This is a genomic window from Nocardia sienata NBRC 100364, from assembly GCF_001613205.1.
In the GTDB taxonomy this organism is placed as follows: domain Bacteria; phylum Actinomycetota; class Actinomycetes; order Mycobacteriales; family Mycobacteriaceae; genus Nocardia; species Nocardia sienata.
In genome coordinates this window covers 408,339-430,083 of sequence record NZ_BDBX01000003.1, presented here as the reverse complement: position 1 = coordinate 430,083, position 21,745 = coordinate 408,339, and the positions used below count along the sequence as shown (strand labels likewise).

At 67.8% G+C, this 21,745-nt stretch carries 17 protein-coding genes and 1 pseudogene; 8 read left to right on the top strand and 10 right to left on the bottom strand.

The window, feature by feature from the left end; translation table 11 throughout:
* Position 1: 1 nt before the first annotated feature.
* Entirely contained in the window at positions 2-583 is a 582-nt protein-coding gene (locus tag NS4_RS02930) for a TetR/AcrR family transcriptional regulator (protein WP_084486572.1), read from the bottom strand.
* Positions 584-675: 92 nt separating this feature from the next.
* Between NS4_RS02930 and NS4_RS02925 the strand changes: the two genes are divergently transcribed.
* Complete coding sequence (locus tag NS4_RS02925; protein ID WP_063057866.1) at positions 676-1,515, top strand: acyl-CoA thioesterase; 840 nt, start codon at positions 676-678, stop codon at positions 1,513-1,515.
* Positions 1,516-1,525: 10 nt separating this feature from the next.
* Here the strand turns inward: NS4_RS02925 and NS4_RS02920 are convergent, their stop codons facing one another.
* The gene (locus NS4_RS02920) at positions 1,526-3,244 is read right to left on the bottom strand and encodes a GMC family oxidoreductase N-terminal domain-containing protein (RefSeq protein ID WP_063057865.1); all 1,719 of its coding nucleotides are present in this window, start codon (positions 3,242-3,244) and stop codon (positions 1,526-1,528) included.
* A 117-nt stretch (positions 3,245-3,361) separates the two neighbouring features.
* Between NS4_RS02920 and NS4_RS02915 the strand changes: the two genes are divergently transcribed.
* Positions 3,362-4,057: a TetR/AcrR family transcriptional regulator gene (locus NS4_RS02915; RefSeq protein ID WP_063057864.1), complete on the top strand. Its 696-nt coding sequence runs from the start codon at positions 3,362-3,364 to the stop codon at positions 4,055-4,057.
* 31 nt (positions 4,058-4,088) lie between these two features.
* On the opposite strand, the gene NS4_RS02910 is transcribed toward NS4_RS02915, so the two are convergent.
* The 3 genes from NS4_RS02910 to NS4_RS02900 form a co-directional block, all read right to left on the bottom strand.
* Positions 4,089-5,279 carry an AI-2E family transporter gene (locus tag NS4_RS02910; protein ID WP_439955753.1) on the bottom strand — a complete coding sequence of 397 codons (1,191 nt, stop codon included), beginning with the start codon at positions 5,277-5,279 and terminating at the stop codon, positions 4,089-4,091.
* A 344-nt stretch (positions 5,280-5,623) separates the two neighbouring features.
* Positions 5,624-6,949, bottom strand: coding sequence for a family 1 glycosylhydrolase (locus tag NS4_RS02905; RefSeq protein WP_063057862.1), 1,326 nt, complete (start codon positions 6,947-6,949; stop codon positions 5,624-5,626).
* Between the two features lie 578 nt (positions 6,950-7,527).
* Positions 7,528-8,346: an NAD(P)H-binding protein gene (locus NS4_RS02900; RefSeq protein ID WP_063057861.1), complete on the bottom strand. Its 819-nt coding sequence runs from the start codon at positions 8,344-8,346 to the stop codon at positions 7,528-7,530.
* 89 nt (positions 8,347-8,435) lie between these two features.
* Here NS4_RS02900 and NS4_RS02895 point away from each other — a divergent pair, with 89 nt between their 5' ends.
* Positions 8,436-8,813, top strand: a complete 378-nt coding sequence (locus tag NS4_RS02895; RefSeq protein ID WP_245665014.1) for a winged helix-turn-helix transcriptional regulator — start codon at positions 8,436-8,438, stop codon at positions 8,811-8,813.
* Positions 8,814-9,243: 430 nt separating this feature from the next.
* Here the strand turns inward: NS4_RS02895 and NS4_RS02890 are convergent, their stop codons facing one another.
* Positions 9,244-9,702: an iron chaperone gene (locus NS4_RS02890; protein WP_063057860.1), complete on the bottom strand. Its 459-nt coding sequence runs from the start codon at positions 9,700-9,702 to the stop codon at positions 9,244-9,246.
* A gap of 70 nt (positions 9,703-9,772) precedes the next feature.
* The gene (locus NS4_RS02885; protein WP_063057859.1) at positions 9,773-10,132 is read right to left on the bottom strand and encodes a VOC family protein; all 360 of its coding nucleotides are present in this window, start codon (positions 10,130-10,132) and stop codon (positions 9,773-9,775) included.
* 240 nt (positions 10,133-10,372) lie between these two features.
* Between NS4_RS02885 and NS4_RS02880 the strand changes: the two genes are divergently transcribed.
* Positions 10,373-13,207 carry an ATP-binding protein gene (locus NS4_RS02880; RefSeq protein ID WP_245665012.1) on the top strand — a complete coding sequence of 945 codons (2,835 nt, stop codon included), beginning with the start codon at positions 10,373-10,375 and terminating at the stop codon, positions 13,205-13,207.
* A gap of 29 nt (positions 13,208-13,236) precedes the next feature.
* On the opposite strand, the gene NS4_RS31220 is transcribed toward NS4_RS02880, so the two are convergent.
* The gene (locus NS4_RS31220) at positions 13,237-13,932 is read right to left on the bottom strand and encodes an SDR family NAD(P)-dependent oxidoreductase (protein ID WP_084486568.1); all 696 of its coding nucleotides are present in this window, start codon (positions 13,930-13,932) and stop codon (positions 13,237-13,239) included.
* Here NS4_RS31220 and NS4_RS33815 point away from each other — a divergent pair.
* Positions 13,835-16,664, top strand: a pseudogene (locus NS4_RS33815) (Tn3 family transposase); the annotation flags it as partial. The gene NS4_RS31220 and the pseudogene NS4_RS33815 sit on opposite strands and share 98 nt — an antisense overlap.
* A 280-nt stretch (positions 16,665-16,944) precedes the next feature.
* Here NS4_RS33815 and NS4_RS02865 read toward each other — a convergent pair.
* Positions 16,945-17,589, bottom strand: coding sequence for a class I SAM-dependent methyltransferase (locus NS4_RS02865; protein WP_063057857.1), 645 nt, complete (start codon positions 17,587-17,589; stop codon positions 16,945-16,947).
* Between the two features lie 336 nt (positions 17,590-17,925).
* Here NS4_RS02865 and NS4_RS02860 point away from each other — a divergent pair, with 336 nt between their 5' ends.
* From NS4_RS02860 to NS4_RS02850, 3 genes are all read left to right on the top strand, one after another.
* Positions 17,926-18,936, top strand: coding sequence for a tyrosine-type recombinase/integrase (locus NS4_RS02860; RefSeq protein WP_063057856.1), 1,011 nt, complete (start codon positions 17,926-17,928; stop codon positions 18,934-18,936).
* A 305-nt stretch (positions 18,937-19,241) separates the two neighbouring features.
* Complete coding sequence (locus NS4_RS33955; RefSeq protein WP_063057855.1) at positions 19,242-19,553, top strand: alpha/beta fold hydrolase; 312 nt, start codon at positions 19,242-19,244, stop codon at positions 19,551-19,553.
* A 77-nt stretch (positions 19,554-19,630) separates the two neighbouring features.
* A complete protein-coding gene (locus NS4_RS02850; RefSeq protein WP_063057854.1) occupies positions 19,631-20,401 on the top strand; it encodes an SDR family NAD(P)-dependent oxidoreductase in 771 nt (256 codons plus the stop codon).
* Between the two features lie 624 nt (positions 20,402-21,025).
* Here the strand turns inward: NS4_RS02850 and NS4_RS02840 are convergent.
* On the bottom strand, positions 21,026-21,526 hold the full coding sequence (locus NS4_RS02840; protein ID WP_063057852.1) for a hypothetical protein: 501 nt from the start codon (positions 21,524-21,526) through the stop codon (positions 21,026-21,028).
* Between the last annotated feature and the right edge of the window lie 219 nt (positions 21,527-21,745).

The following is a 21,745-nucleotide window of genomic DNA, read 5'->3' as shown; positions in this document are numbered from 1 at the left end:
GCTACCGATCGCCGACCGCGGCCCGGCAGATCTCGCTCAACTCCTCGACCACCGTGTCCAGCGCGGCCGGACCGCGTTCGGTGCGGGCGATGATCAGCGCACCCTCCAGCGCGCTGATGACCAGTAGCGCGACGGAGCGGGCCCGCTCCGGCCGGGCCCCGTCCTCGACGAGCTTGGCGGCGACCAGTTCGCGCAACGTCTCGAATGCCGATCCGGCGGCGGCGACGGCGCCGGGTTCGTTGCCGAGTGCGGCGGCGGCGATCGGGCACCCGAGCGCGTAATCGTGCTTGTCCAGCCCGCGGGCCAGCATATCGGCGAGTGAGCGTAGGGCTGTCGCGGTCTGCGGCGCCGTCAGCGCTCGGGTGACCCCCTTGGTCACCCGGCTGCTCGCGGCCTCGGTGGCCTCGGTCATCAGCTGGGCCCGGCCGCCGGGGAAGTGGTGGTACACCGATCCGCGCGGTGCGCCACTGGCCTGGAGTACATCGGTGAACGACACGGCCGCGACTCCGCGCCGCCGGATCAGCGATATCGCGCTGTCGATCATGGCCGCCCGAGGCCCGTCGGGATCCTTCGGTCGTGGCATGCGCTGCTCCCTCTTGCCGCGTGATTGCTATGTATGTTGTCATACTTATTATCGTTATGCCGCGTCAGCGGCCCGATTCTTCTGGAGGATTCGTGACCGGGATCGACGCGCCGACCCATCCCTTCGATACGGCCATTGCCGTGGAATACACCGACGCGCACCAGCTGGCCGGTCACACCTGCCCCGATTACGCCAATATGGTCGGTCCGTTCGGCGGCGTCACCGCGGCGGCGCTTTTGCGCGCGGTCGAACGGCACCCCGAGCGGGTGGGTGATCCGCTGTCGCTGACAGTCAACTACGCGGGGCCGATAGCCGACGGGCCGTTCGAGATCACCGCGCGGCCGGTGCGCACCAATCGCACGAATCAGCACTGGCAGCTCGAACTCACCCAGGACGGCACGGTCACCACCACCGCGACCGCGGTATTCGGCATCCGTCGCGACACCTGGTCGGATCTCGAGCTGAGCATGCCGGCGGTGCCGGGGCCCGACGCCGAGGAAGTGGTGCCGCAGATCTTCCCGGATTTCATCGCCTGGGGTCGTAACTACGACCTACGGTTCGTCGCCGGCGCCATCCCCGATATCGAGCCGACCACCGAGATTCCGGAGAATCCGGATTCGGTGAGCACCCTGTGGCTACGTGATACACCGGCCCGACCGTTGGATTTCGCCTCGCTCACCGCCATGTCGGATGCGTTCTATCCCCGCGTTTTCCTGCGCCGCGGACGCTATCTCCCGGCCGGAACGATTTCGCTCACCGTGTACTTCCACGCCACCGCCGAAGAACTGGTCGCCCAGGGTACCGAATATCTGCTGGGCCGCGCCCGCGCGAACCGCTTCGGGCACGGCCACTTCGATCAGATCGCGCACCTGTGGGGTCACGACGGCACCCTGCTGGCGACCAGCCATCAGTTGGTCTACTTCAAAGGCTGAGGCGGCCCGCTCAGCTCGCGGCCGGATCGGTCACCGGTGTGATCGGCAACCGCAGCGCGCCCGGCGCGGATTCGGGGACCACCGGGGACTTCGGTGCCACCGGGGCGATCCGGCGGTACGGCGCGTCCTGTGGGGGCCGGGGATCCTGCTCACCCTTGTTCGGCCAATACGCGGCCGCGCGCTCGGCCTGCGCGGTGATGGTCAGCGACGGATTGACCCCGAGGTTCGCCGAGACCGCGGCTCCGTCCACCACGCTCAGTGTCGGATACCCGAAGACCCGGTGGTACGCGTCGATCACCCCGGTCTCACGGTCGGCCCCGATCGCGGCGCCGCCGAGGAAATGCGCGGTGAGCGGGATATTGAACACTTCGCCCCAGGTACCGCCCGCGGTCCCGCCGATATGCTCGGCGACCCGGCGGGTGGCCTCGTTGCCCGCCGGGATCCAGGTCGGGTTCGGCTCGCCGTGCCCCTGTTTGCTGGTCAGTTTGCGGCCGAAGAGTCCACGCGTGGTGTAGGTGGTGATGGAGTTGTCCAGGTGCTGCATCACCAGCGAGATGATGGTCCGTTCGCTCCAGTTGCGGACGCTCAGGAAGCTGATCAGCAGCAGAGGGTGACGCAGCGCGGTACCCAGGAACCGCAGCCACCGCGGAATCCGGCCGCCGCCGTCGACCATCAGCGTCTGCAGCAAGCCCATTGCGTTGGAACCCCGCCCGTATCGCACCGGCTCGATATGGGTGTCGGGGGTGGGGTGGATCGACGAGGTGATCGCGACGCCCCGGGTGAAGTCCTGCCCGGGCGCGAGCTTCTTGGTGGCGGCGCCGACGATCGATTCGGAGTTGGTGCGGGTGAGCAGGCCGAGCCGGTCGGACAGCTCCGGGAGTACCCGCCGGTCCCGCATCTCGTGCAGGAGGCGCTGAGTGCCGAGGGTGCCGGCGGCGACCACGACCTGGCGGGCGGTGTAGGTGGTGCGCTGTTTACGCACCCAGGCACCGGTGCGCTGCGCCGAGACCACCCAGCTCCCGTCGGGTTGCGGGCGCAGTTCGGTCACCGTTGTCATCGGCACCACCTGCGCTCCGGCCTGTTCGGCCAGGTACAGGTAGTTCTTGACGAGGGTGTTCTTCGCCCCGAACTTGCATCCGACCATGCAGTCGCCGCACTCCAGGCACCCGGTACGGGCCGGGCCGACGCCGCCGAAATAGGGGTCCTCCACGGTCTCGCCGGGCTCGCCGAAGAACACGCCGACGGGGGTCCGAACGAAGGTGTCGCCGACGCCCATATCCTCGGCAACCTGTTTGAAGACTTCGTCGGCCGGTGTCATATGAGGGTTCTGCACCACGCCGAGCATGCGCTTGGCCTGCTCGTAGTAGGGCGTGAGTTCGCCGCGCCAGTCGGTGATATCGCGCCACTGCGGATCCTGGAAGAACGGTTCCGGCGGTACATAGAGGGTGTTGGCGTAGTTGAGTGATCCACCGCCGACCCCGGCACCGCCGAGGATGAGCACATTACGCAGGGGATGGATGCGCTGGATGCCGTAACAACCGAGTTTCGGCGCCCACAGGAATTTGCGCAGATCCCAGCTGGTCTTGGGAAGTTCGTCGTCGGCGTAGCGGCGGCCTGCTTCCAGCACTCCGACCGTGTAACCCTTCTCGATCAGCCGCAGGGCGGTGACACTGCCACCGAACCCGGAACCGACGATGAGGACATCGAAATCCGTGGCCGCCTCGGACATAAGACTTCTCCTTGGATTCGGATGATCAGCAGTGACTTGCGGTAACATTAACACAGATGAACGGGAGCGATGCTCACTACTGTTGACAGTGCTCTCTTAATTGGACAGGGTGGTCCTATGACCACCCCCCGTGCCCGGGCCCGGGCCCAGACGATGATCGATATCAAGCGGATCGCGCGCGAACATCTTGCCACCGAGGGCGCGGCCGCCCTGTCCTTACGCGCGGTGGCACGCGACCTGGGAGTGGTCTCCTCCGCGGTCTACCGCTACGTCCGCAGCCGGGACGAACTGCTGACCCTGCTGGTGGTCGACGGATACGACGCGCTCGGCGATGCCGTGGACGCCGCGCTCGCCGTCGCGCCCGATGACCCGATCGAACGGTTCCGGGTCGCCGCGCGCGCCATCCGCGCCTGGGCGGTCGAGGAACCCGCCTGGTACGGCCTGCTGTTCGGCACTCCGGTCCCCGGATACGCGGCACCGGCGGAGCGCACGGTCGCCCCGGGCACCCGGGTGATCGTGACACTGATGGAGCTTTTCGCCGCGGCCCATCACCGCGGACTGCTCGTGCCCCCGGCCGCGGACCGGCCGCCGCTCACCGGACCACTCGCCGCCGACTTCGTCCGGATTCGGACCGAATTCGGGCTCGAGGTGCCGGACTGGGTGCTCGCGCGCGGGCTCACCGTCTGGTGTGCCCTGTTCGGCGCCGTGAGCTTCGATGTCTTCGATATGTATGGTGCGGACACCTTCGGTGACCGCACGCAGGTCTTCGAAACCCATATCGCCGGGCTGGAAACCCTGCTCGGCGTGGCCTGAACCGCAGTCCAGGACAGCTCGAGCCCGGCTGTTACCGTCCGGGTTCCGCCGACTTCTCGGTATCCACATCCGATTCCGCCGCGTCCTGGGCCGGGTTCGATTCGGCCACGGCGACATCGATCTGTTCACTGATGTAGCGGACCACGACCGCCACCACGGCGACCACCGGCACCGCCAGGAACGCCCCGGTGATGCCGTACAGGGTGCCACCCCCGGTGACCGCCAGCAGGACCACGACCGCATGCAGTTTCATGGTGCGGCTCTGCAGTACCGGTTGCAGCACATTGCCCTCGAGCTGCTGGACCGCGATGATGATGACCAGCACGATGAGGGCGGTGGTGAACCCGTTGCCGACCAGCGCCACCAGCACCGCCAGCGCGCCGGCCACGAACGCGCCCACCATGGGAATGAAGCCACCCAGGAACGTCAGTGCGGTGAGCACCCCCCACAGCGGCACACCGAGCAGCACCAGCCCGAGCCCGATGAAGAACGCGTCGATAAAACTGACCAGCGCCTGGGTGCGGATGAATCCGCCGAGCACATCCCAGACCCGCACCAGCACTTCCTCGAAGTGCCGGCCGCTGCGCCCGCCGGTGAACTTGTGCATCCACGGGACGAATTTCGGTCCGTCCTTGACGAAAAAGAAGCTGAGGATCAGCACCAGGAATATGGTGACCAGGACGGAGGTGGCGGTGCTGACTCCGGTGAAGACACCGGAGGCGATCTGTTCGGCACTGGACTGCACCCGCGACACCACCGCGTCGACGGCCGAGTTCAGCTGTTCGTCCCGGATGTTGAGCGGCGGGCCCTGTAGCCAGTCCCTGACCGTGTTGATACCCGTGGTGGCCTTGTCGGAGAGTTCGGGCACCTGATCCACCACCGAGGGCACGATCAACGCGATACCGCCCGCCAGCAGGCCGATGAAACCGATCAGCGTGAGCGAGGCCGCCGCGGCCGGCGGCAACCCGGCTTTCACCAGCAGGCGGGTGGGCGGCCAGAGCACCGTGGATACCACGATCGCCAGCAGCACCGGCAGCAGAACCACCCACAGCCTGGCCGCCAGGAACCCCAGGACCCAGGCGCCGGCCGCGATCGCGACCACGCATACCGCCCATTTGGCCAGCCACAATACGCCGGACCCGAACACGTCCCCCCGATCGGGAGGCCGCGTGGCGCCAGTGGAGCGAGTACGGTCGGTGCGGACTTCCTTCTCCCCGTTCACCCGGCCAGTCTCGCACGACCCGCCCACCCCGGCATCGCACCGGCCCGCGCCGAACGGGACACAGGACCACGTCGGGTTCAGGACTGCGGGGCAGCGACGGCGGCCGGGTCGACTCGGGACACCACCACGGTCGCGGCCGGGCGTGTGCCGGGACCGGGCGCCGGTGATCTCGGTGACCACACCCGGCGTCCCTTCCGGGTTTCTCCGCGCCGGCTCGGCTGCGCACGCGCCCGGGACGACAGAGTCGGCAGCGAAACCGGACGGAACACCGGGGCGGCCCGGAGCGTCCGGTTGTATCACCCGGCGACGCATACGCCTCCGCCGGCCAGAGCGCCGTATGCGGATCAGCGCGGCACAGTGACCGGATCGATGCAGCCGGCGGGTCCGTCCACGATCGAACAGGTGGCCGGGGCCCGGGTCGGCCGGTAATCGCCGGGGACTCCGCCGCGTCGGGTGATAGCCGAGTAGGCTGCCACGGCGTCTGTGGGCCGGCGGGTGAGGGCGGGGTCACCGAGCACGTCGACGGTGTACAGCCCGAACCTCGGCGTGTATGAACCCCATTCATAGTTGTCCGTGAGGCTCCAGTAGTTGTACCCCATTACATTCATGCCGTCCGCCACTGCGCGCTGTAGCCAGTAGGCGGTGTCGCGCAGGAGGTCGGCGCGGGTGTAGCCGTCCGCGCGCGGACGGCCGTTCTCGGTAGGCATCCCGTTCTCCACTATGTAGAGGGGTTTGCCCGGGAATCGCCGCGCATAGTGGTCGAGCGCGTAGTAGATACCCTCCGATTGCAGCGGCAGTGTCCACAGTTTGCTCGGGTCGGGGATCCGGGCGAGGATGTCGGCGGGGGAGAACCCGTAGTAGTAGTCGATCCCGATGTAGTCCAGTTTCGCGCCGACCCGATTGATGAACGCGCCGTTCACGGCATCCTCGGCGGTGGGGATATAGGCGACATTGCTGCTCACCATCGCCCCCGGCTGCGCTCGGTGGATGTGGTCGTAGATCGCATTGTGGGCGTCGGCCAATCGGTCCTGCATCGCCGGGATATCCGTGACACCGATCCCGCCGTGGCGTACCTCGTTCATGAGGTAGGCCGCCGGTTCGTTGAAGGTGATCCACAGCGGCTCGTACCGGGCGTAGCGGTCGACGACTCGGGCGGCGTTGGTCAGCCAGTCCTCGACCATCCCGGCGCGCCGCCACCCGCCTCGATCGACCTGCCAGCCGGGATAGACCCAATGGTCGAGGGTGAGCATGGGGCGCATACCCGCCGCGCGAATGGCGCTGATGACGGCATCGTAGTACCGGAAACCGTTCTCGTCCCATTCACCCGGACGCGGTTGTACCCGGGCCCATTCGATCCCGATCCGGTAGGCGCGCACTCCGAGCTGTTCGGCGAGGGCGATATCGGATCGGTAGCGCGAGTAGAAATCGACCGAGTCGCGATACGGGTCCTCGGTTTTCCCTGCCGCGATATAACGCGTCCAGTTGCTGTCCGGCGCATGCCCTTCGGACTGGAATCCCGAGGAGGCGACACCCCACAGGAAGTCGGCATCCAACGGGGCGACCTCGACCGGGGGAGCGGGGCGCGCACCGGCATGTCCCGTTCCCAGAAGGACGGCGCCGGCGGCTACCGCGCTGGTGGTCAGAAATCGACGACGGTTCACCGGGCCCATCGGATCGGTCTCCTGTCCTCTGTTGGTCTCCGTCTCGCGGCGCTCGCACCAGAGTAGCGACGCGGCACCGGATTCGGGCCGAACGATGCGTATCCGGTTGCCGGAGCGGCGGTCCGATTAGGAGGGGGAGCAGGCGACCCGGCCCTGCGGCCGCCGGAAAGACACGTGCTGTCGGCACCTCGGTGTTCTCGCGTGGTTTGTCGAGCACTCGAGCAGTCGTGCAGCCTAAACCCTACCGATATATAGATATGCGTATCTCGCTATGTCAGGCACAGCTTTGCGTCGGTGACTACCCGGCTGCTGGGAGCGGAGGTGCCGGCCGCCCTGCTTCGTGGTGGTCGGCAAGGCGGCCGACGTCGTGCCCTCCCGGTAACCCTCGGTCGGCGCCGCCCCGTGGAAGGTCCGGTGCAGATCGCTTTCCAGTGGTCGAGGATTGCGCAGTGACCAGGTGCGGGCGCCGGGTTCGTCCTCGACGTTCCGTGCGTTGCCATCGCCCGGAAAGTGCACGGCCGCGAGTTCCGCGACCGTGCATTGTCTTCCTTTCCGCGATGCCGGCACGCAGTCCGCAAGCGGCGGCCTTACCTGAATGCCGCGATATTGCGTTCCGCCCAGTCGGTGAAGGTGCGCGGCGGCCGTCCCAGCAGTCGTTCGATATCGGGGCTGACCCGCTGTTCGGCTTCCGTGGGCGTACCGAGTACTCCGAGTGTGGCTTCGACCACCGGCTCGGGCATGTACTGCACCATCTGTTCGTGGGCCCGGGCGCGGCTCAGCTCGGTGAACCGCACCGGCTCGCCCAGTAGGTCCGCGATCGCGTCGGCCTGCTGCCTGGGTGTGATCATCACGGGCCCGGTGAGCGTGTAGATCTTTCCTTCGTGTCCCGGTTCACGCAGAGCGAGGGCGGCCACCTGGGCGATATCGGTGGGATCGACGGCCGGTAGGCCGATATCGCCGAATGGCGCGGCAATCTCGCGGCGGGTACGGACACTGTGGGCCCACTGCAGCGCGTTGGAGTCGAAGTTTCCCGGCCGCAGTACGGTCCAGTCCAGGCCCGACTGCAGGATCGCACGCTCCAGATGAGGGGAGTGGCGTTCGGTACCGACCCCTTGGGAGGACAGTAGTACCACCCGCCGAATCCCCGCCCGGCGTACCACCTCGACGACGGCATCGATATCGCCGCCGGCCAGGAAATCCGCTGCGGTGAGCAAGAACAGCGAGTCCGCCCCACGCAACGTGTCCTCGATACTCTCCGGGTGGATCAGGTCGGCCTGCCGGAAATGAACTCCGGCCGGTACTTCCGCTTTCTTCCGCGAGACGGCGGTGACCTGTTCCCCGGCCGCGGCCAGCGCCTCCACCAGCGGCCGCCCCACATTCCCTGTTGCTCCTGTAACCACGATCATCTCGTCACTCCCGTTCTCGACTGGCCTTTCGGACAAGTCGACGGTACTTTCCTGTTGCTAGTAGGTACCTAGGGGAAAGTATGGGAAATGTGATCGAGAACATAAGCGGTGTGGATCCCGAACTGGCCTGCCCGATAGCGCCCGTGGTGGATATCGTGTTCAGTCGGTGGACCACGCCGATTCTCTGGACGCTCAACGAATTCGGCCGTCAGCGGTTCGTGGAACTCGAGCGGCGGATCACCACCATCACACCGAAGGTGATGACCCAGCGGCTGCGTCAGCTCGAACGCGACGGCCTCGTCGTGCGTACCTACTACCCCGGGGTCCCACCGCGGGTCGAATACGAGATCAGCGAACTGGGCCGGAGCCTGGCGCCGCTTTTCGCGACCCTGGCCGAGTGGTCGGTCAACCTGGACAAGGTCGAAGCGGCACGCCGGGCATACGACGCCCGGAAGGAAAGTGCGTAGCCCGGCGACGATCGGGAGGACCCGCTTCCCGAGGCGACCTGCCGCCGCTGCTGCCCTCGCCCACGATAACCGCTCTCACGCGGCCTGGACACGGTCGGGCGCGACCTGCGCGGTGGGGTAGGGGAGTCGGCCCGCAAGACCTCGTTGGGGCGACTCTACGTAGCGCAGAAGACATCGATCGGTACGTCGCGGGTTGCCCGACCGGCCCCGGGAGTCATCGGCATAGGCGTACCTCTCGGCCATTGTCGGACAAAGATAGATACGTAGATATGCGCATCTATACATGTAATTTACACTCCTCGATGAACTCGCCTCACAACTCGGACAAAACCAAAACCACACAGAAGTGGGGGTCCACCCGAGCGGACGACATGTTCGCTCGGGTGGACGGCCCCTCATCCCGGGCCGGCTCCGGTAGGCCCCGTACAGTTCAGCTCGCCGATTTGGCGAGGAGTTCCCCGATCCGGTTCTCGTCGGCCGGGCTCAGCTTTGTCAGTGCGAAGGCGGTCGGCCACAGGGCTCCGTCGTCCAGATTGGCCGAGTCGTTGAACCCGAGGGTGGCGTACCGGGCCTTGAATTTCGCCGCGCTCTGGAAGAAGCACACGACCTTGCCATCCTTGGCGTACGCCGGCATCCCGTACCAGAGCTTCGGGGACAGCGCCGGTGCGCTGGCTTTGACAAGGGCGTGGATCCGTTCGGCCATGGCGCGGTCGTCCTCGGACATCTCCGCGATCTTGGCGAGCACATCGCGCTCGCCGTCCGCCTTGGCGGCGCGGGCTCCGCGCCGCGCCGCGGTCTTCAGCTCCTGGGCGTGCTCCTTCATCGCGGCGCGCTCTTCGGCGGAGAACGCGACGGTCGCGGTGCGGGTGGTCTTCTTCTGCGTGGTCATTTCTGGTTGCTCCTCGGAGGTGTCGGGTGGGGCGGAATGAAGTAGTCGGTGGATGCGGGCCGGCGGTGGGTCAGCTGTCCTGGATCAGGCCCAGCACATTGCCGTCGAGATCGGTGACACTGGCGACCAGGCGGCCCGCACCGACATCGCGAACGGGCTCGCGGACAGTGGCGCCCGCGGTGGTGACCTCGGCGAGTTTGGCTTCGATATCGGGTACGTGCCAATACGCCACCGGGGCCGTCATACCCTGGGGTCCGCCACCGGGCACCAGTCCGATGTGCTGGCCGCCGGCGGTGTCGAAGCCGATGTAGTAGGTGCCCTTGGTCTGGGGCCGAATTCCGAGCAGTGCGGTGTAGACCGCTTCGGCTTTCTCGAGATCGGAAACGGGATGCAGTACGGTCTTGATCCCGAAGGTGGCTTCGGCGCTCATGGTTACTCCTGGTGAGTCGGGTCGGTGGATGTCGGCCGGGTGATCGAACGAGAGCCGGTGGTCGTCTCCGGCACTCGGTCGGCGATTTCTCGGCTGGACCGTTCGGGGCGCGTCCATGGCAATTACGTTATGGGCGGGTGGCAACCCGGCACATCCGTGCCGACCACGGAACGCACCACGGAGTCGGCACGTAACCATGCCCACGTAGCGGTGCGGAGTGAGTGCGCGAAGATGGGTGGCGTGTCGAAGCAGAAGGTCGCCGGCGGGATCTCGGACCGGGAGGCCGAAGTCCTGGCCCTGGTAGGGCAACATCGCAGCAATGCCGAGATAGCCGCGCAGCTGTTCATCTCGGTACGGACTGTGGAAACACATGTCTCTTCGCTCTTGCGCAAGGTCGGTGTCCCCGATCGGCGGGTCCTCGCCGACCGCGCGGCCGATTTCGCTTCGCCCGCACGTGCGAACGAGACCGCCTCGCTGCTGCCTTCGCCGTTGACCTCGTTCATAGGCCGTGCGCAGGAGCGCGCCGCGCTACGCGCGGCCGTGCTGGCGAATCGTGAGGTGACGGCACTCGGTCCCGGTGGGATCGGTAAGACCCGGTTGGCTCTGGCGGTCGCGGCGGAGCTGGCCGGTGAGTTCGCCGACGGTGTGTGGTTCGTGGACCTCGTCCCGGTCACCGATGCGGAGATGACGGGTGCGGCCGTGGCGCGGGCGCTGGGGTCGGGTGAGCAGCAGGGCCGGAGTCTCGACGATTCGGTGCTCACCGCACTCGCCGATCGGGAAGTGCTGCTCGTGCTCGACAATTGTGAGCATCTGCGGGAGGGCGTGGCGCCGTTTGTCGAACGGCTGCTGGCCCGGTGTCCACGTGTGACGGTGCTCGTCACCAGCCGGGCCCGGCTGCTGGTGCCGTTCGAGCAGGTGTACTTGGTGCCCCCGCTGTCGGTCGGGGCGCCGGCCGTGCCCGCGGCGGGCGGGTCGGACGCGGTGGCACTCTTCTCGGATAGGGCGTCCGCGCTGGGTTGGCCGGTGGATCCAGAACAGTTGGAGCGGGTCACTGAGATCTGCCGGCGGCTGGACGGTTCGGCGTTGGCGATCGAGCTCGCGGCCGCGCGGCTGCCCACGCTCGGTTTGGACGGGCTCACCGCGAGTCTGGCCGATCCGCTGCGGCTGCTGGTCGGTGGTCGCCGGGCCGATGAACGGCATCGGTCGATGCGGGCGATGCTGGATTGGAGTCAGGCGCTGCTGGAGGAGCCGGATCGTTGTCTGCTCCGGCGGGTCGCGGTATTCGTCGCACCGTTCACCGCGGCCGATGCCGCCCGGGTGGCCGGGTATCGGCCGTTGGAGCCGGCGGCGGTCGCGGATGGGCTGGCACGGCTCACCGAGCAGAGTCTGCTGACCGCTGTCATATCCGCGGCCGGTACCCGGTATCGCGTGTTGACCACGATCCGGCAGTACGCGACCGAGCAACTCGATGCGGCCGGTGAGCTCACCGAGGTGTCCGCGCGGCATCTGCGCTGGTGTACGGAGACCGGTGCGACGCTGGCGCGGGAGTTGCCGGATACCACGGGCGTGTGGCGAGCCGGATTCGATGCGGCAGCCGACGATATGCGCGCGGCTCTGGCCTGGGCGGAAGAGCAACCCGCGCACCGGCAGACCGCACATGAGCTGGCGTTGTCGCTGGCCGAGACGACTTTCGCCCGGAATCTGGTCGGTGAGTCCCAGCGCCGGTACGAGCAGGCTGCCGCGCTCGCCGCCGATCCGGCGGCGGCAGGCGCGGCGTTGCGGTCGGCCGCGGCGGTGGCCGGCTGCCGGATGGACGGCGCGGGCATGTTCCACCTGTACCGGTCGGCCGCGGAGGTCGCCTCGAACTCCGGCGATGTGGCCGGGGCAGCGGCAGATCTGGCGACGGCCGCGATCACGGTCTATCGGATGTCGGATACGTTCGCCGAGGCGCCGCCCACGGACGCGGCCGCGCAATTGCTGTCGCGGGCACGCGAGTTGGCCGGTGGGGACGCTGTCGCGGAGGCGGCGGTGGCGTTGGCCGAGTGCGGGGTGCTGGCCGATACCGGTGATCCGCGGCGCGCGGAGCCGGGGTCGGGTGCGGCCGAGCCGATGGGGCTGGCCGAGCGTGCGGTCGAGTTGGCGGCGCGGACCGGGGATCGGCTGGTGTGGAGTGCGGCGTTGGACGCACTCGCGGCGGCGCAGTTGTGGGCCGGTGATACGTTCGCGTCCGCTGCGACGACCAGACGTCGGGTGGAGTCGCTGGTGGGGGTGCCGGTGACGCCGGCGAGTGCGCTGGAGTGGGTGAGCGCGCTCGCGGAGGCGGCCGACTCGTGTCTCGGTGTCGGTGATCTGGTGGGCGCGCGACGGTGGGGTGGGCAGTTGCGTGAGTTGCCGTTGCTGGCGGAGCGAGGTGATTTCGCCACGTCGCGGCTGCTGGTCGCGGATGCGCTGGCGGGCCGGGTGGATGAGGTGCTCGCGGCAGCGGGCCGGTTCGGCGACGCGTGGACCCTGTCCGGGCGTACGCAGGCGCCGACGCTTGCTCCGGCGGCGGCCGCGGTAGCGATGGTCCACGGTCTGCGCGGCGATGGGCCGGCGCGGGGCGAGTGGCTGGCGGTCGCCGCCGATCTGGGGGTGACACGTGAGCAGCAGGTCGCCTACAGCGCGGTGTTCGATGCGGTGGTGTTGCTGCACGAGGGGCGTGCCGGCGAGGCGCTGTCACGGTTGGCGGCCGAGCCGGATGATATGGATCAGCGGGTCGTTTGGGTGTGGCGGCACTGGTATTTCGCGTTACGGGCCGAATCCGCGGTGCTGGCCGGTGTTCCGTCGGCGCGCGATCATCTGATGCGGGCTCGGACGGTGGTGTCCGGTGATCCGGTGGCCGGTGCGATCGTCGATCGTGCCGCTGCTCTCGCGGAGGGCAGTTCCGAGTTGTTGCCGGCGGTGGCGGCGGCTTTCGAGGCGGCGCAATGCCGGTATCAGCGGGCCCGGACCCTGCTGCTGGCGGGCGGGGGTTCTGCCGAGGCGGGTGCGGCCGAGCTGGTGGAACTCGGCTGCACGGTGCCCGGGAGTCGCTGATGTCGGCGGTGGGCCCGGGTTACCGCTTGTCACGGCGCGCTGTTGCCGCCCGCCATATCCGCGATTCGCGCCACGATATCCGGATAGCGTTTGGTGTGGGCGCCGCCGTTGAGATCGATGGCCGCGCCGGTCATCCAGCCGGCCGCGGTGGAGGTGAGAAACCCTATGGTCTGTGCGATTTCGCCGGGGGTGCCGGCCCGTCCTAGTGGGGTGTTGTCGATGTATTCCTCGACGAGGCCGGGGACGAGGGTGGCGCCGTGGGTGAGTGGTGTGTGCACGAATCCGGTGTTGACCGCGTTGACGCGGATACCGCGCGGCGCGAGTTCCATGGCGGCGACTTCGGTGAGCATGAGTACGCCGGCTTTGGCGGAGCAGTAGGCGCCCATACCGATTCCCGGCTGGCGGCCGTTGAGGGAGGCCACGAGTACCACTGATCCGCTGTCGCGCAGGGTGCGGGCGGCTTCGCGCACGGTGAGGAAGGCTCCGGTGAGGCATACGTCGACTGTGGCTTTCCAGTCGTCGAGGGAGAGGTCGGTGAGGGTGTCGGGCCGGGAGATTCCGGCGCAGTCGACGACGGTGTCGATGGGACCGTGTTGTGCGGTGACGGTGTCGAAGAGGGGGTTCCGGTTGCCGTGGTTGGGGTTCGTGCCTGATCGGGTGGTGACCGCCCCGCCGGTCGCGGTAGCCCGGTTGGCCGAGCAGCTGCGTGTCGACGGTACCGAGATCCGTTCCTACGGCCGCCGCGCCCAGACCCGCACCGACCATCTGCGCCTGGTCGCGCAGTACCTGGGGTGGCGGACCGCCGGTGCGCTCGAACTCAAGGAACTCGACGAGGCGCGGGCGATGGAGCACGATTCGCCGACCCTGTTGTTCCGGTTGGGGTGTGAGTATCTGATCTCGGCGCGGGTGATCCGCCCGGGCCCGGTGAACATGGTCGAACGCATCGCTCATGCCCGCGAGCAGGCCCAGCGCGAGACCTACGATCGCCTGGCGCATGAGTTCACTCCGGCGCGCTGTGCGGAGCTGGATGCGCTGCTGGTTACCGATGCCTCGCTGGGGGTTTCGCGGTTGCGGTGGCTGTCGACCGGGCCGGTGGAGGCGTCGGCGGCCGCGGTGCGCGCCGAGGTCGACAAGCTGGCGTTCTTGCGCGGCCTGGGCGCGGATCGCCTGGATATGTCGGTGCTGCCCGCCGAGCGGCGCCGGTTTCTGGCCACGATGGGCCGGCGATTGACCCCGCAGGCGCTGGAGCGCCGTGATCCGCAGCGCCGGTATCCGATCCTGCTGACAGTGTTGGCCCAGTCCGGCACCGATGTCCTCGATGAGGTCGTGGCGTTGTTCGATCAGGCGATCTCGGCGAAATTCGGGGCCGCCGAGCGCCGGATGCAGGCCGAGCTCGCCGAACGCGGCAAGACGGGCGAGGACCGCTAGGCGCTGTTGGATGATCTGCTGGCCATCCTCACCGATCCGGCGGTGGCCGATGAGGATATCGGCGCGCTGATCCGTGGGGAGAAGATCGGGTGGGAACGCCTGCGGGCGGCGATCGCGCAGGCCAAACCGCGCCTTCCGCGCGATCACGGGCATCTGGCCGCGCTGGACTCCTCCTACAACTACCTGCGTCAGTTCACCCCCGCGGTGCTGGCCACGGTGGGGTTCGCCGGCGGGACCGCCGCGTCCGAGCTGCTGATCGCAGTCGCGATGCTGCGCGAGCTCAACGCCACCGGCCGCCGAAAGGTCTTCGACGAGGCTCCGACCGGGTTCGTGCCCACGAAGTGGCGCGGCTACCTCGAACAGGCGCGCAAGTCCGGCAGCGCCACCGCCTATCGACACTACTGGGAGCTGTGTGTGCTGCTCGGGGTACGTGACGGGCTGCGCAGCGGAGACGTGTTCGTTCCCGGCTACGCCGCTATGCCGACCCGGCCGCCTACCTGCTCACGCCGCAGCAGTGGGAACCGCAGCGCACCGAGTTCTGTCGCCTGGTCGGTCGCTCGGCCGATCCCGGCGTCGCGCTGGCCGCCGTCGTTGACGAACTGCATACCGCGGTCGGTGAACTCGAGGCGGTGCTCGCCGACGGGGAGGGCCCGGTGCGGTTGGACGGGGAATCCGGGGGTCTGATCATCTCCCCGTTGACCGCGGAGGACGTGCCGGCCGAGGCGGTCACGCTGAAGGCCGAGCTGACCGAGATGCTGCCGTTCGCGCCGATCGTGTCGTTGTTGATCGAGCTGGACAAACGCACCGGCTATCTGGACTGTTTCACCCACGCCGGCGGGCAGGCGTCACGGACGCCGGAGTTGAAACGCAATCTGATCGCCGTGTTGCTCGCGCACTCGACGAACCTGGGTCTGACGCGGATGGCCGAGGCCTGCGGGATCCCCTACGACATCTTGTCCTGGACCGACGAATGGTATGTGCGTGAGGAGACCCTGCGCGCGGCCAACCTCGCGATCATCGACTACCACCAACGGCTCCCGCTCACCCCGGTGTTCGGCGCCGGCACCCTGTCCTCCAGCGATGGGCAGCGGTTCCCGACGCGCGGGAAATCCACGACTGCCCGCCCGTTGAGCCGCTACTTCGCGAACGAGGGGCTGTCGACCTACACCCATGTCACCGACTCCCACGCCACCTACGGCACGAAGGTGATCGTGGCGACCAAACGCGAAGCCCACTACGTGCTCGACGAGATCCTGGGCAATGCCACCGATCTGCCGATCACCGAACACGCCACCGACACCCACGGGGTCACGCTGGTGAACTTCGGCCTGTTCGACCTGCTCGGGATGCAGTTGTCCCCGCGGATCCGGGACCTGGGCCGCATCACCTTGTACCGGCCGGGCCCGCGCGCGGCCGCCGAGGATCAGTTCCCGCACGCGGGCCCGTTGATGACCCGTAAGGCCAACCTGGATTTGGTCGCCGAGCACTGGACGATCTGCTGCGGTTGGCCGGATCGTTGAAGTTCGGGCACGCCACCGCGTCCCTGCTGGTCGGCAAGCTCTCGGCGTCGGGTCGCCAGAACACCCTGGCCGCGGCGCTCAAGGAGTACGGGGCGTTGCGGCGCACCATCTACGCCGCGAAATACCTCTCCGATCCGGATTACCGGCGCAAGATATCCCGCCAGCTCAACAAGGGTGAATCCCTGCACGCCTTGCGCCGCGACCTGCTGTATGCCCACGAGGGCATGATCCGGGCCCGCCAGCTGCAAGACCAGACCGAACAAGCCTGGTGTTTGACCCTGGCCACCAACGCCGTGATCGCCTGGACCACCGAGTACTACGGGCTCGCCGTCGAGCAGATGCGGCGGGCCGGCCACCGCATCGACGACGAGGTCCTGGCCCACATCTCACCCGCGCACAGCGCCAACATCAACTTCTTCGGCGCGATCGAAGTCGACATCGACGCCGAACTCGCCGCGCTCGGCCCGACGGGCTACCGGCCGCTGCGGGTGCGCGACACCCTGTTCTGACCGGTCCCGGCGCTACCCCAGGGCCCGGTTCGTGTGCTCGCGGCCGAGCCATTCGGTGGTCGTCATATCCGGGATCAGGTCCGCGCAGGATCGTCCGTCCTGGGTCCAGTCGTGGTCCCAGGCTCGCGGGTAGTGCGGTCCGGCGACGTAGCCGAAGGAGTAGGGGCGCCCTCGACTCCGATCCGCAGCTTGTGGGCGGTGATGCCCGCCCACTGGCGTCCGGAGTGCCAGATGATCACCCGCCACACCCGGCCAGTGGCGAGCCCGACATATGCAGAGGTTAGGACTTACTGCGTGCGAAAAGAATCGCTTGCTGAGCTTTCGCATACGGGTCGAGCAGCATCTGGGCCTCGACCACGAATCCGGCATCGTGCAGCCAGGATGCCACCTGGTTCGGCTGACGGTGGTGGACATGGACCTTCATCGGGTGACCGCCGTAGCCCTCCGTCATCAACCGCGACTCGTCGCCGACATGGAACAGGAGTTGCAACGGTCCGCCGGGACGCAATGCTCGGTGGAAGCGCCCGAACACAGTCGGCACCTCGTCGTCGGGGATGTGGATCAACGACTGCCAGACGAGCAGGCCGGCCACCGAAGCGACGGGCAGGTTCAGCTCCGTCATCGAGCCCACCTCGAACCGCAGGCCGGGGTGGTCGCGCCGGGCCACGTCGATCATCGCCGGGGAGAGGTCGATACCGAAGGCGTCGACACCGAGCTCATGCAGGTGGGCGGTGACTTCACCGGGGCCGCAGCCGACGTCCGCGACCGGTCCGCCGCCAACAGTCCGCACGCTGTCGGCGAACAACGCCAGAGCCGCGCGAAGGTACTGGTGTCCGGCGAGGGCGCCGCGCACTTGGTCGGCATAGCTGACCGCGACCGTGTCATACGAGGTTCGGGTGTCGGCCAACCAGTCATCCGTGGTCATGACCGGCACGATATTCCATGATCGCGGCGGCGCCGCTACCCGGGAACGACGAAGGTGCCTCCATCCGGCCGGGTGGAGGCACCGGTAGGCAGGACGGCATTGCTCATTGCGCGGGCCCCGAGAGACTCTGGCCGACTCTGTCATCCGGTGGCGTGGGCATCGGTGACTGCGGCGAACGGCGGTACGCGTCTGGCTGTGACCGCTCAACGATAGCAGGGATAGCCCGGATAATGGCCTGTTATCCGGGGTATCGTGGAACCCGACCTGCGGCGGACCCGCTCCGCCGCGTACACGAAGCAGCCCCGTTATCCGGGGCAAGCCGGAAGGTGGACGTCGATGGCCGCGAAGGTGACCCGGCTGCGCACCGCCCCGCCGACACGCACCCTGCGCATCGCCACCGACACGTTCCTCGACACCATCGGCTCGGCCAACACCCGCCGCGCCTACGGCTTCGCGATCGTCAAGACCGTCGACCAACTCGACGGCCGCGGCCCCGATGGGCTTATCGGGCACAGCCGCGCCCTGGACTCGGTCACCGACGCCGAAATCGGCGCCGCGCTGGAAACCCTGTGGGGCAACTCGGCGGTCAACACCTGGAACGCGCGCCGCGCCGCGGTCGGTAAATGGCTGAGCTGGTGCGCCGAACAGGGCTGGACCGCACCGACGCTCCCGGCCTCGGCCGGGCGGTCGACACCACCGGACTCCGAGACCCCGGTCCGTTCGCGCACCGCGATCGACCGGCTCATCGCCCGCCGCGATATCCACCTGCGCGAGAAGACGCTGTGGCGGATGCTGTACGAAACCTGCGCCCGCGCCGAAGAACTACTCCAGGTCAACATCGAAGACCTCGACCTCGCCGGCCGCACCGCGGCGGTGAAGTCCAAGGGCGCCAAACCCCGCATCCGCCGACGCGGCGCCACCCACCACGAACACGTCCTCGAAAACGTGTACTGGGACGCCGGCACCGCCCGCCTGCTTCCCCGGCTCATCCGCGACCGCACCCGCGGCCCCGTGTTCGTGACCCACCGCCGACCGGGACCCGGCAAGTACCTCGCCGACCGCGACGTCTGCCCCGACACCGGCCTCGCCCGGCTGTCCTACGACCAGGCCCGCGACCTACTCGACGCCGCCACCGCCATCGACGGGCCCGGAACCGGCTGGGACCTTCACGAACTACGCCATTCCGGACTGACCCACCTCGGAGAATCCGGAGCCGGCCTGCTGGAACTGATGGCCAAGTCCCGGCACCGCACAGCCGAGAACCTGCGCCGCTACTTCAAACCGTCCCCACAGGCGATGCGCGAGCTGACCTCGATCCTGGGCCCGGGAGCCGACCGTCGACGCTGACCAGCAGCTACGCCGTATCCGTTGGTTTTTCGGCGGTTACTACCGGAACCCCGTGTTGTGCGGTGGCCCAGCCGATGCCGGAGGCTCCGCCGATGACGACCGCGACGGCGTGATCTGTGCTCATGAGGTGTTCCCTCCGTCGGTTCCCTGACGTCGGGGCGCGCGGGGCCGGTACCGGCCGCGTTCCACGGACAATGATTCATACAGGTGTCTAGCAGCCGTGATGGGATTTGGCCGGCATGCAGCGATGAGCACGGCTGAGCTGAGCTGCGGACGGTGCGCGTCGGCGAGCTGGATTTCGAGGTGTGGGTCAGGACTATGGTCTGTCGCAACTCCGTGCGGATGTGCTGGGCGTCTGTGACGCGTCGGCACTGGAACGTCCTCATCTGGTGAGCCACGACTGCGGTGCGATCGTGGCGTGGGATGTGGCTGCCCGCCAGCCGGATCGGATCGCCTCGTTGACGACGGTGTCGGTGCCGCATCCGGCGGCGTTCGCGTGGGCGCGCGATCACGATCCCGGACAGACGGAGAAAGCGGGAGGGGCCGGGCATTGGGTTCCCGAGCAGGCGCCGGATGAGCCGGCGCAGGTTGTGTTGGCTCGCGTAGCGGGGTCGTGAGCGCAGCGGCGGGTCCGGAATTTTCCCGTCCGGTTCGACGTTCATCGAACCATTCGCTCCGTGGGAAAGGTTCCGTAATGCCCGATGTGAACTCTCGTTTCGATGGTAGGACCGCGCTCGTCACCGGGGGCAGCAGCGGTATGGGTCTGGCCACCGCGCGCCGGCTACTCGACGAGGGCGCGCGAGTGATCATCACCGGCCGCACCGGGAGTGGACTCGATGCCGCCGCGGCGGAACTGGACGCCGGTGACCGTCTGGTCACGGTGCGGGGCGATGTCGCGGATACGGCCGATCTCGACGCGCTCGTGGACACGGCGCGTTCCCGTTTCGGCCGGCTCGATGTCGTATTCGCGAATGCCGGGACGGCCGCGTTCGGCCCGGCGCCCGGTATCACCGAGGAGTACTTCGACCGGGTTGTCGCCACGAACTTCAAGGGTGTTTTCTTCACCATCCAGAAAACTCTGCCGCTGGTCCCCGACCACGGTGCGATCGTGGTGAACTCGTCGTGGGCGGTGTACCGCGGTGTCCCGGCGGCGGCGCTGTACTCGGCGACCAAAGCGGCTGTCCGCAACCTGGCGCAGACGCTGGCCGCCGAGCTGGCTCCGCGGCGGATCCGGGTCAATTCGATCAGCCCGGGCTATATCGACACTCCCTCCTATCGGGCCGAGGTGTCGGCGGCGGCGCAGGCCACAGCGATCGCGTCGGTGGCGGCGGGCCGGTTGGGTTCCGCGACGGATATCGCCTCCGCGGTCGCTTTTCTGGCGTCGGAGGAGGCGTCCTATATCAACGGCCAGGATCTGCTGGTGGATGGTGGCCTGATCACCGCGGTCCCCGCGGTCATGGTCTGAATGACCGTATGCCGCAGCGCGGTCAGCAACGGTTCCGGGATGGCGTCGAACGAACTGCATCTTCCACAACCGGCGCTGCGACACGCCACGATTACCAAATTAGGAATTGTGACTTTCTCTGATTGCCGATTTCGGAATCCGAACAGTGCTGCGAGGCATGGCGAGCCGGCTCGTGGTAAGTACTCGCGAAGACGCTTTGAGACCGGCTGGAGTCAGCTCGGCCATCCTGCCGTTCCACAACAGGGTGCCGGCGCCGGCCGGGAACCACGGGCGGACCCGTAGCTCGGCCCAGGAGTCGTCGTACTCCATTACGGCAGCCACGAACGCGTCGGATGGTAGGTACTCGTGCTCGATCGCATACCGGGTCTCGGCGCTGCCGAGTTCGACCGCCGCCACAGCGAGCTTCCGCAAGCGCTCGTAGTACTCGTCGCACCGCCGACCACGGAACACGATGAGGCGCCGCACTCGGGTGGACCGCGATCCACTGTGCGACTCGGTCCGGAATCGGCCCTACGGGTGCATGCCGGACAGAGTGCGGGGTCCGGTGAACTGGTCTGTTCACCGGACCCCGTCTCCGCCTGCTCCGGATCCAGGACGAGTGTCCGGCCGGATTGCCCGGCTCTGTTAGAACTGGCGCATCTGCTGGCGAACCTGATGGAACTGCAGCTCCCACTGCATGGCGCGATCCTGGGAGCGGCTGGACTGATCCTCGGCCTGCTGCGCGAGCTGGGCGGCCTGGTCCGACTGGTCCTGGGCCGACTGACAGCGCTGGGCGGCCTGGTTGGCCTCGCTCTGGGCCTGCTGGGCCTGAGCCTGGGCCCGGTCGGCCTCGCTCAGGGCCTGCTGGGCCTGGTTCTGCGCCTGGATCGCCTGCTGGCGGGCCTGCTGGGCCTGGTTGTTGGCCTGCTGCGCCTGATTCTGCGCGATCTGGGACTGGTGCTGAACCTGGCGGGCCTGCTGCTGCACCTGCCGGGCGATGTTCTGTGCCTGCTGCGCGTACTGCCGCGCGTTCTGGCACTCCTGCCGGATTTCGTCCAGGCCCATGCGCAGCATGTCCAGGCTCTGGATTTCCTGCTGACTGCTTCCGTTGCTGGCACGGGTGGCAGTGCTGGTTTCTTGCGCCATCTGAGCATCCTTCCAAAGGGGGGTTTGAAACGGACTCACTCGTGGAGCGCTCATATCCTCGCACAGTCGGGCGCGGGTCCAGAGGTCACCTTCGGAGAAAAATCCGCGGAAAAGCGCAGCTCGGGCGGTATATCGCGGTTATCGGACGCGGCCCCCGCGTGACGCCGACCGATATACCCACCCGCGACATCAGTGGATGCCATACCGAGACCTCACCGT